Source organism: Lysinibacillus sp. UBA6686 (assembly GCF_002455205.1).
In the GTDB taxonomy this organism is placed as follows: Bacteria; Bacillota; Bacilli; order Bacillales_A; family Planococcaceae; genus Lysinibacillus; species Lysinibacillus pakistanensis.
Genome location: NZ_DKJS01000014.1, coordinates 83,496 through 93,411 on the forward strand (window position 1 = coordinate 83,496; position 9,916 = coordinate 93,411).

General features: G+C 38.2%; 12 protein-coding genes and 1 riboswitch. Of the genes, 1 reads left to right on the forward strand and 11 read right to left on the reverse strand.

Features of this window, described 5'->3' with window-relative positions; genetic code table 11:
• The first annotated feature begins 15 nt into the window (after window positions 1-15).
• A complete protein-coding gene (locus B2R82_RS04145; protein ID WP_286923660.1) occupies window positions 16-1,245 on the forward strand; it encodes a DUF418 domain-containing protein in 1,230 nt (409 codons plus the stop codon).
• A 181-nt stretch (window positions 1,246-1,426) separates the two neighbouring features.
• Here the strand turns inward: B2R82_RS04145 and gcvPB are convergent, their stop codons facing one another.
• The 11 genes from gcvPB to B2R82_RS04200 all read right to left on the reverse strand — a co-directional run.
• Window positions 1,427-2,890 (reverse strand): aminomethyl-transferring glycine dehydrogenase subunit GcvPB, encoded by a 1,464-nt coding sequence (gcvPB, locus tag B2R82_RS04150; protein WP_286923661.1) that lies wholly within the window; start codon window positions 2,888-2,890, stop codon window positions 1,427-1,429.
• The gene (gene gcvPA / locus B2R82_RS04155; RefSeq protein ID WP_286923662.1) at window positions 2,883-4,229 is read right to left on the reverse strand and encodes an aminomethyl-transferring glycine dehydrogenase subunit GcvPA; all 1,347 of its coding nucleotides are present in this window, start codon (window positions 4,227-4,229) and stop codon (window positions 2,883-2,885) included. The genes gcvPB and gcvPA overlap by 8 nt, the downstream gene beginning before the upstream one ends.
• 25 nt (window positions 4,230-4,254) lie before the next feature.
• Complete coding sequence (gene gcvT, locus B2R82_RS04160; protein ID WP_286923663.1) at window positions 4,255-5,358, reverse strand: glycine cleavage system aminomethyltransferase GcvT; 1,104 nt, start codon at window positions 5,356-5,358, stop codon at window positions 4,255-4,257.
• A 243-nt stretch (window positions 5,359-5,601) separates the two neighbouring features.
• Window positions 5,602-5,694, reverse strand: a riboswitch (glycine riboswitch).
• Window positions 5,695-5,838: 144 nt separating this feature from the next.
• Window positions 5,839-6,354, reverse strand: a complete 516-nt coding sequence (locus tag B2R82_RS04165) for a shikimate kinase (protein ID WP_286923664.1) — start codon at window positions 6,352-6,354, stop codon at window positions 5,839-5,841.
• 19 nt (window positions 6,355-6,373) lie between these two features.
• Window positions 6,374-6,574, reverse strand: a complete 201-nt coding sequence (locus B2R82_RS04170) for a hypothetical protein (protein ID WP_286923665.1) — start codon at window positions 6,572-6,574, stop codon at window positions 6,374-6,376.
• The gene (gene comGF / locus B2R82_RS04175; protein WP_286923666.1) at window positions 6,552-6,977 is read right to left on the reverse strand and encodes a competence type IV pilus minor pilin ComGF; all 426 of its coding nucleotides are present in this window, start codon (window positions 6,975-6,977) and stop codon (window positions 6,552-6,554) included. The genes B2R82_RS04170 and comGF overlap by 23 nt, the downstream gene beginning before the upstream one ends.
• Window positions 6,970-7,287, reverse strand: a complete 318-nt coding sequence (locus tag B2R82_RS04180) for a hypothetical protein (protein WP_286923667.1) — start codon at window positions 7,285-7,287, stop codon at window positions 6,970-6,972. Before B2R82_RS04180 ends, comGF begins: the two co-directional genes overlap by 8 nt.
• On the reverse strand, window positions 7,280-7,726 hold the full coding sequence (comGD, locus tag B2R82_RS04185; protein WP_286923668.1) for a competence type IV pilus minor pilin ComGD: 447 nt from the start codon (window positions 7,724-7,726) through the stop codon (window positions 7,280-7,282). Before comGD ends, B2R82_RS04180 begins: the two co-directional genes overlap by 8 nt.
• Entirely contained in the window at window positions 7,723-8,064 is a 342-nt protein-coding gene (comGC, locus tag B2R82_RS04190; protein ID WP_286923669.1) for a competence type IV pilus major pilin ComGC, read from the reverse strand. The genes comGD and comGC overlap by 4 nt, the downstream gene beginning before the upstream one ends.
• A 10-nt stretch (window positions 8,065-8,074) precedes the next feature.
• Entirely contained in the window at window positions 8,075-9,148 is a 1,074-nt protein-coding gene (gene comGB / locus B2R82_RS04195; RefSeq protein ID WP_286923670.1) for a competence type IV pilus assembly protein ComGB, read from the reverse strand.
• Window positions 9,126-9,916: ATPase, T2SS/T4P/T4SS family (locus B2R82_RS04200; protein WP_286923671.1), on the reverse strand; the 791-nt coding region annotated here is incomplete at its 5' end. The genes comGB and B2R82_RS04200, both read right to left, overlap by 23 nt.

Below are 9,916 nucleotides of genomic sequence, written 5' to 3' on the forward strand. Positions count from 1 at the left end.
AAAGGATGGATGGAAATGAAACAAAAGCTTTCTCCTATATCTGCCAAAGAGCGGATAGAAGCACTTGATATTTTAAGAGGGTTCGCTTTGCTAGGAATCATACTTGCGAATATTGTTTGGTTTCTTTACCCAGTTTACATGCAGGAGGATCCAAGCTTTAACAATGAATGGACCTCTTTTTGGAACCAGGCCGATTATTTAGTGAAGGATTTGCTTGCTATGTTTATCGATGGTAAGTTTGTAATGCTTTTTTCCATGCTATTCGGCTTTGGAATGGTGATTATGCACGAAAGAGCCGTTGCAAAACAATTAAATTTTTGGAGCATTTATAGTCGACGCCTTATTGCCTTATTTATCTTTGGCTGTATCCACGCCTATTTCATTTGGTTTGGGGACATTTTAACAGACTATGCGATTTTAGGATTGTTACTACTTCTAATGCATAAGTTAAAGCCAAATGCTATGCTACTTATCAGTGTTGCTTTATATAGTTTACTTTTTGGGCTTTTAACGCTAGGTGCTCTATCCACTGATCCAACGATGACCATGACGATGTCAGAGGAAAATCGTCAGCTTATGCAAGCTACGATAGATGCCCATCAAAACGGGACTATTCAAGAATTACTCGATGCAAATTTAATGGAAAGAATTTTTTATACAATGCGTAATGGGCTCTACGTCCTTTATTTAGGTAACCCTTTATTGTATATATTCACCAATCTACCCTTCTTACTTATGTTCTTATTTGGGGCAGCGGTTGCAAAGAAAAAATGGATTCATCGTTTTCAAGAGTTACGAAAAGGCTTTTTCATTACGTGGCTCATCACTTTGATTTTGGGTGGAACACTGAGTTGGATACTTCCCTTCGTTTTAGACAATCCATCAGCCACACCATTGATTCAATATATGAGCTCACCACTTCTTACTATCTTTTATGCCATAAGCTTCCTTTTCATTTATCAAACATTACAGGGAAAGAAAGTATTGCAATGGCTCGCATACCCAGGAAGAATGGCCTTTACAAACTATATCAGTCAATCCGTTATTTGTACGTTTTTATTTGGACCATTTGCGTTTGGTGTTTACGGCAAACTACACTTAACGACAGCTATCTTAATTGCCATTGTTATTTTTGTATTACAAATAATACTTAGTAAGCTATGGTTATCCAAATTCCGCTTCGGACCATTAGAGTATATTTGGAGGTCATTTACTTATTTAGGTATAAAAGAAAAGAGCAAATAATTCTTGCTCTTTTTTATGCTTCCTACAAACTTTTCCAGCAAAATCTGTCTCTTCTATCCGTCACTCTAATCATTTTATCCACCACTTTATCTCTCTTATCCACCACTCTAACTGTTTTTTCCGCTAGAAACCATAAGAAAAGCGTCCAATAAGTACGGATACTTATCGGACGCTTGTAGTTCTATGCCTTTTGATAACGAAGCACTGGTGTACGAGCAGCGCGTGTTTCGTCTAAACGAGATACGACTGTTGTATGTGGTGCTTCTTGAACGATGGATGGATTTTCTTCTGCTTCTTTTGCAATTTGAATCATCACATCACAGAATGCATCTAACGTTTCCTTTGATTCAGTTTCTGTTGGCTCGATCATTAACGCCTCTTCCACGTTTAATGGGAAGTATGTTGTTGGTGGATGGTAGCCAAAGTCTAACAGACGTTTTGCAATATCTAATGTACGTACGCCAAGTTTCTTTTGACGACGACCCGATAAAACAAATTCATGTTTACAGTGGCGGTTATACGGTAGATCATAGAATGGCTCTAAGCGACGCATCATGTAGTTTGCATTTAATACAGCATATTCTGTAACTGCTTTTAAGCCATCTGGACCCATTGTTCGAATGTACGTATACGCACGTACGTTGATACCAAAGTTACCATAGTAAGGTTTCACACGTCCGATTGATTGTGGACGATCGTAATCGAAGTGGAATGTTCCATCTTCTCTTCTCACAAGTACCGGTTTTGGTAGGAATGGAATTAAATCTGCTTTTACGCCTACTGGACCTGAACCTGGACCACCACCACCATGTGGACCTGTGAATGTTTTGTGCAGATTTAAATGCACGCAGTCGAAGCCCATATCGCCGGGGCGTGCTTTACTCATAACGGCATTTAAGTTAGCACCATCATAGTACACTTTACCGCCTACAGAGTGGATAAGCTCTGCCATTTCAATAATATTTTCTTCAAATAGACCTAATGTATTAGGGTTTGTTAGCATTAATGCAGCTGTATCAGGACCTACTACTTTACGAAGATCTTCAATATCTACTAGACCATTCTCATCAGATTTAACAGTGATTGTTTCAAAGCCTGCAACCGTGGCTGATGCTGGGTTTGTACCATGAGCTGAGTCAGGAACAATCACTTTATTACGATGCCCCTCACCATTTGCTTCATGGAACGCACGAATCATCATTAATGCTGTCCATTCACCGTGAGCACCTGCTGCAGGTTGTAATGTTACTTCATCCATTCCTGTAATTTCTACTAAAGAAGTTTGTAAATCATAAAGCAGCTCCATTGCACCTTGTGCTGTTGACTCATCCTGTAATGGGTGAACATTGGCAAAGCCTGAAAGACGTGCAACTGCTTCGTTAATTTTCGGATTATATTTCATCGTACAAGAGCCAAGTGGGTAGAAGCCAGAGTCTACCCCATGGTTTCGACGAGAAAGTGCCGTGTAATGACGCATAATATCTAGCTCAGATACTTCAGGTAATTCCGCAGCCTCAGCACGTACTAGGTTTGCTGGTAATAAATCGGCTAGGTCAACCTCAGGTACATCCAGTGCTTCTAAGCTATAGCCAACGCGACCTTCTTTTGAAATTTCAAAAATGAGTGATTGATTTTCGTTATGCATGAAGAGCCCCCATTTCTGCAACAAGTGCATCAATTTCTTCTTTTGTGCGTAATTCCGTAACGGCAATCAGCACATGTTGTTTAAGAGAGTCATAATTTTGACCTAAAGGATATCCACCGATAATACCCTTTTCGATTAAGCCTTTGTTGATTTCTTTCACACACTTATTCGTTTTCACAACGATTTCGTTAAAGTGTGCACCTTGGAATGCTACTGTAAAGCCTGCTGCTTCAAAGGCATTTTTCGCATAACGTGTTTTCGCGATATTTTGCATAGCCATTTCACGAATACCTTGTTTACCTAGAGCTGTCATTGCTACAGAAGCTGCAAGTGCAAGTAGTGCTTGGTTTGAGCAAATATTAGATGTTGCTTTATCACGACGTATATGTTGTTCACGCGCTTGTAATGTTAATACATAGCCACGACGACCTTCGCCATCCACTGTTTCACCAATCAGACGACCTGGAACCTTACGCATTAATTTATTCGTTACCGCAAAGAAACCACAGTGTGGACCACCGAATGCTTCAGAAATTCCGAAAACTTGTGCATCACCTACACAAATATCAGCTCCAAGCTTACCAGGAGGTGTTAAAATACCTAATGAAAGTGGGTTAGAAGAAACGACAAATAAGCTTTTTGCTTCATGTGCAATATCTCCAATTACTTGAATGTCCTCCACTTGACCAAAGAAGTTTGGATATTGTGCAATAACAGCTGCTGTGTTGTCATCAATCAACTCTTTTAATGCGTCAATATCTGTTACACCATCTTTGTGTGGAACAGTCACGATATCAATCGATTGACCATAGGCATATGTAGCCACAACATCGCGGTATTCTGGATGCACCGTTTCAGACACTAAAATTTTCTTACGACGTGTATGACCAGCTGCCAGCATACCCGCCTCTGCTAATGCCGTACCACCGTCATACATAGAAGAGTTAGCGAGATCCATACCAGTTAGCTCAGCAATCATCGTTTGGAATTCAAAAATCGCTTGTAGTTCCCCTTGTGAAATCTCTGGTTGATATGGTGTATAAGCTGTATAGAACTCTGAACGAGAAATGACATGATCCACGATTACTGGTTTATAGTGGTTGTAAACACCTGCACCTAAAAATGATACATTGGCATTTGTATCCTTATTTTTGGCAGCTAATGCTGTTAATTCTTTTAATAAAGCCGATTCTGATTTTGCTTCCTTAATGTCATAAAGGCCTTTAAAACGGACTTTCTCAGGGATATCCTCAAATAACTCATCAACTGAGGATACACCGATTACGTCTAACATTTCTTTTTGATCTTGTTCCGTCATTGGTAAATAACGATGTTTCATAAATGTAGGTCCCTCTTTTCAACTATTATTTTGAACGTTTGTAAAACGGTGTTTCAACTGTTATTACTTTTAAGTGCTTTCCACGGATTTCAATTTCAAGCTCAGTTCCGATTGTTGCGAATTGACTGTCAATTAATGCGTGACCAACATTACGTTTAGAGGAAGGAAGTTGTGTACCAGTTGTCACTTCACCGATTTCCTGACCATCCTTAAATACCTTGTACCCATGACGCGGAATTCCTTTATCAATCATTTCAATTCCTACCAGTTTGCGTGGAAGACCATTTTCCTTCTGAGCTACTAATGCATCATGACCGATAAAGTCCTCTTTATTCAATTTCACAGCAAAGCCAATACCAGCCTCTAGTGGCGAAATCGTTGCTGATAGCTCTTGTCCGTATAGTGGGAGACCCGCTTCGAAACGAAGTGTATCACGACAGCCTAGACCTGCAGGAACAACCCCTTTGTCTTGACCAGCCTCTAAAATTTTACCCCATAAAACTTTAATATCTTCTGGAGCACCATACAATTCAAAGCCATCTTCTCCCGTATAACCGCTACGAGAAACTAATGCTTTATGTCCTGCAACCTCTACATCCTCTTGGAAGCGGAAATATTTAATGGCACTAATATCAGTCGTTGTTAAAGATTGAAGAACCTCTTCTGCTAATGGACCTTGTAGAGCAATTTGTGCATAGGCATCTGATTGATTGTCAATCGTCACATCATATTGATGTTGATTCTCCATCATCCAATCATAATCTTTTTCAATATTTGCGGCATTGACGCATAATAAATAGTGATTGTCTGCTAATTTATACGTTAATAAATCATCGACAACACCACCATCTTCATAGCACATTGCATTGTATTGCGCTTGACCTACTGCAATTTTCGAAATATCATTGGACAAAAGATTTTGTAAAAAATCTAATGCTTCGGGTCCTGTTACTAAAATTTCCCCCATATGTGATACATCAAATAAGCCTGCACGATTACGCACTGCATCGTGTTCTTCTTTAATAGAAGAGAATTGAACTGGTAATTCCCATCCACCAAAGTCAACTGTTTTAGCACCGTATTTTGCGTATTCTTCAAATAGAGGTGTACGTTTTAATTCACTCGCCATTCATTTTTGCCCCCTTATTGTTAGTTACATTCTACTTAGTAGTAGTTCGTCTGCTTCTTGTATGAATACAGTCTATACTTGCCGTATAAAGACATAAAAAAAGACAGACGAACCCCTTTTTCGGGATTCTCTGTCCTTGCACCTGAAAGTTACACCAGACTGGCTCGCATTGTCTCTTTGCCAATCAGCCGGCTTTCCCCTTTGGTGGCTGTTATTGTTATACTACAGCTCTCTCCAGAGTTGCGTCTTGTACGAGTCCTTTTACCTGAGAGATTCATAGCCCTTTGCTACTTGCTCCTTCGGCGGCGTCTCTACGCGCTCTCCCCGCACAATCATCCGCCCAAGATTCATCTTGGTACTATTTAGTATTCAATGAACATTTAGTTACTTATTTGTCTATATCCTAACATTAAATATATTGAAAAGGCAAACATTTTTTAAACTATAATAAATGACGAATATTATAGTTATTTTCACTAATCATCGTTCGCCTTTTAGCCTTTTAACTTGGAATACTAAATACTCAAGAATTTGGCGGATCGTTCTCCCCTCTGTTAACACTTGAATATGTCCTGCATCACGATAAAACTTCCTTCTGTAATGATACAGCTTCTCTAGCTCTTCTTTCGTTGAACTTTGCACAATCGGTCGGTTTTGATCATGCTGTATTCGCTTATAAATATCTTCGAATGTCGCATCTAAAAAAAACACTAGTCCACTGCGTCTCATTATTTTCCTGTTTTCAGCATTGACGGCAACGCCACCACCAGTTGAAATAATACAAGCTTCATCACGGAAATTTTTCAAAAATTCTGTTTCTATTTCTCGAAACCGTGTCTCTCCGTATTTTTCAAAAATCTGAGGAATTGTCATACCCTGTTGTCTCACAATTTCATGATCCATATCATAATAGGGCATCTTTAACAAATAGCTTAAACGTCTTCCTAACGCACTTTTCCCGCAGCCCATAAAGCCAACTAAATATATTTTTCGCATTCGAATCACCTTCTTATAACTACGATTCTACACTGTCTGACAAAATTTGTCCTAATAAATTTATCGTAGCGCGAACATTCATTTCTTCAAGCGAATCATATGTTCGATACTGAATTTCATAAGACGTACAATACGTAAGAACAAAAGTAGTTACAAAAAATAATAATGCAATTGCGATTAAAAAAATAGCCCCTCTGTCATTTTTCAATAATTGGTACATAGAAGGTTCGCTCCTTTTGGATACCACTTGGAAATTCAACAGCTACAGTAACCCTATTATTTTCATATTGAAATTGGCATTTATTAATACCAATTAACATCGGTACATGCCCACCGTTTACTTGGTCACGAATTAAATTATTATAACAATCAATATTATGAATCGTATTCCCCGATTCAAAGGTTATCCTTTTTTGGTTCTGTCGAATCGTAAAAAAACTAATATTCTCAAAATAACTATTTAAATCGTACACAAATAGCTCCCACTTTGATTGTTCATCAGTTAATACTGTCGTTTTCATCTCGGCATACCAAAGCATAACTAACACAACAAGCTGCATAACTAGTACAAACACGACTAATTGAAATAAAGCTTCAAGTAATGTATACCCTTTCTCATTCATTGACTTCACCTGTCAGCTGTATACATTTTTCACGTATTTCACGTGTATTTTGAAAGGTTACACATATTTCCTGTCCCTCAAATATCCAATGAAAATTCACATTTTCAATTGTTTTTGAACCTTCCTGTTGCCGTGAATGCCAATATTGCTTTAAACCCTCATAGGCAGTCTCTGCTGCGATAACCTCTAGCTTTTTGTTAGATAGATTTGTTTTCATTGAATAGCTAATTGGTAATAATGCCACACATAGTAACATAAGGATGCCAATGGATAAAATCGTTTCTACAAATGAATAGCCTGACTCATTCAACTCTAGCTCTCCCTCGTCCAAGCGTAATCACAACTCTTTTAATGCCTTGAGGTGTTTTAAATGTTACAGTTCCTGCAGTCATGACATTGCCATTATAGTTATACATAATGGTTTGCACGGAACTCGAAGCCGGCATTAATTCAACCCCTTTCGGAAAAGGTCTGTCATATAAATGAGTATAAAAATCTTTTTTGATAATATAGCGTTTTGTCGAGCTTTCAAACTTCATCGAGATATACTCTCTATGATGCATACTATAGGTTTGAATATATTGAATATCCAATTGCACTTGTGTAAAAAAACGCTCAAGTTCTTTTATTTCTGCTTGTTTCAATGAGTACTTCATGACAATCGCAGTTAAACACATCACAAAAAATAACACAATTAACATTTCAAGCAGCGTATATCCTTGATCATTTTTTAAGCTATTCTCGTTCATCCGCCGCTAGAGTCCGATCCTGAAGAGGCATTTGCCAATTTAACCTCCCCCTCATTTGTAATCATAATTTCTTTCTTATTCGGACAGCTCGTTTCATTTTCCTTTAGATACCCCTTTGTTACTAAATCCTCGATTGTTGGATAAGCCATAAAATCCACCCGATATGCTTCTACCTGCCCTTGTACCATAGAAATATAGGCTTTACAGCCCTTCTCATCGATTGTGGCAAAATGCTTCGTCACATTTGGGATTGTGATTAAAATTAAGATAGAAATAATTAGAAGTACAATTAACATTTCGATAAGCGTGAATCCAGCTTGTCGTTTTATTTTTTTCATTATTATCCTCCTATACTAGTTCAATCATATGATATATCGGTAATAGCAAACTAACATATGCAGCAACGATACAGATAGCAATGATGATAAAAAAAGTTGGCTGTACAAATGCAAGTATTCGGTGCAATAATTGCTCCTGCTTATCTGTCAATAATTCGCTATAGAGTAAAAGCTCTTTTCCTAAATAGCCACTTTTCTCACCATGCTCAACAAATATGGAAAAATCTCTCTGCCAAACAGCTGTTAATTGAACAGCCTGTGTCAAAGTATCTCCAAAAACAACACGCTCTTTGAGACATCGAGCCAAATGCTGTAAAAGTGGCTGTAATCGTTGCTCTTCCAATATTTGTAGACTGGCCTGTAATGAAAAACCACTTTCTAGTAGACTCCCTAAATAGGCAGCAAATTGCCTCGTTAAAGATAATCGCGCATAAATTTGGACCAACGGGATTTTTGAGATGATTGTAAGCTGACGGGCAATTGACTGACGTTTAAGATAGAGCTGAAAAAACAAAATACTACCAATCGAAGCTATGCCTAATAAGACAAGAGCATCTGGGAAATGCAAGAACATTTTTGATAGCCCAATCATTGTTTGATCATTGCTAGGAGTTCGACTTGAAATCATTTTTTCTATATTTGGAAAAAATATCGTACGAAACACAAAAAACAATAGCAACAAAAATACAATAAGTACTACCGGATATAAGAGAAGTCTCAATAATTTTTTCTTAGTTGCCTCACTTACAGCCATTTGCTTTGCTACTCCTTTTAAAGCCTCAATCATATGACCATTATTTTCAGCAACTGCAATCGCCACTAAATGATGCCTTGCAAGCCTTAATGTTTGCAAAATCCCTGTAACACCTATCCCTTGCCTGAGTTTTTCGTCGATTCGTTGCTGAATTTCTTCATGTGCCTCAATATGGTGTGGTAGGAGGATTGAAATTGCTTGAGGAAATAAGTACCCCTCTTGCATTAGCACACTTAATCGGCTAAAGAAATGTGCTTGCTCCTTTACCCGCCATTTTGTAGCTTTTTTGTATTCAACTAACATCTTGTCAGTGTATTTTCGTAGTTGCATATTTTTGCCCCTCTATTAATTCTCTTTGACCTGCAAGTGTTAAATCATATGGCAGCTCATAGGTAGTATTTTTCATGATTGCTTTGATGGCCTCTTGAAGATGACTGTCGCTTAATATTTCAAACAATGCGCGACGCTCTTCCTGAATAATTGGTGACTGGAAAAGTATTTGTGCAACAATACCTATTACTGTTTGACGAAGTTCTTCGACAGAAACGCCTAAGTCGATTAGTCGATAAAGACAGCTGACCGAATCCTTAGCATGAATGGTGCTTACCACTAAATGACCTGTTAAGGCTGCCTCTATTGCAATTTTGGCAGTTTCTCTATCACGTATTTCACCAATCATAATAACATCAGGTGAGTGGCGTAAAATGGCCTTTAAGCCTGCAGCATATGTAACACCAGCTCGTTCATTTACTTGAATTTGAAGAAGATTCGCTTGATTATTTTCTACAGGATCTTCCAAGGAGATAACATGACGATGTAATTCTGTTGAGCAATAATGAATGAGTGAATATAGCGAAGTTGATTTTCCAGACCCGGTTGCCCCTGTGAAGCATAGAAGCCCTTGTCGATGTTTCACGAGCTCCATTAAGATGTTCGCTACGAATTTGGAGTAACATAAAGAAGTAAGTGGAAAAGCATGGTTTTGTAAAAGAAGTCGGATAATCAGACTTTCTTTTAAAAACACTGAGGGAAGTGTAGATACCCGGAAGGCATATGGATCTTTCTCCATTGATTTTTGAAAGGAGCCGCTTTGGGGTT

Coding starts and splice junctions, on each gene's coding strand:
- B2R82_RS04145 (WP_286923660.1), top strand. CDS start 16: ATGAAACAAAAGCTTTCTCCTATATCTGCCAAAGAGCGGATAGAAGCA.
- gcvPB (WP_286923661.1), bottom strand. CDS start 2,890: ATGCATAACGAAAATCAATCACTCATTTTTGAAATTTCAAAAGAAGGT.
- gcvPA (WP_286923662.1), bottom strand. CDS start 4,229: ATGAAACATCGTTATTTACCAATGACGGAACAAGATCAAAAAGAAATG.
- gcvT (WP_286923663.1), bottom strand. CDS start 5,358: ATGGCGAGTGAATTAAAACGTACACCTCTATTTGAAGAATACGCAAAA.
- B2R82_RS04165 (WP_286923664.1), bottom strand. CDS start 6,354: ATGCGAAAAATATATTTAGTTGGCTTTATGGGCTGCGGGAAAAGTGCG.
- B2R82_RS04170 (WP_286923665.1), bottom strand. CDS start 6,574: ATGTACCAATTATTGAAAAATGACAGAGGGGCTATTTTTTTAATCGCA.
- comGF (WP_286923666.1), bottom strand. CDS start 6,977: ATGAATGAGAAAGGGTATACATTACTTGAAGCTTTATTTCAATTAGTC.
- comGD (WP_286923668.1), bottom strand. CDS start 7,726: ATGAACGAGAATAGCTTAAAAAATGATCAAGGATATACGCTGCTTGAA.
- comGC (WP_286923669.1), bottom strand. CDS start 8,064: ATGAAAAAAATAAAACGACAAGCTGGATTCACGCTTATCGAAATGTTA.
- comGB (WP_286923670.1), bottom strand. CDS start 9,148: ATGCAACTACGAAAATACACTGACAAGATGTTAGTTGAATACAAAAAA.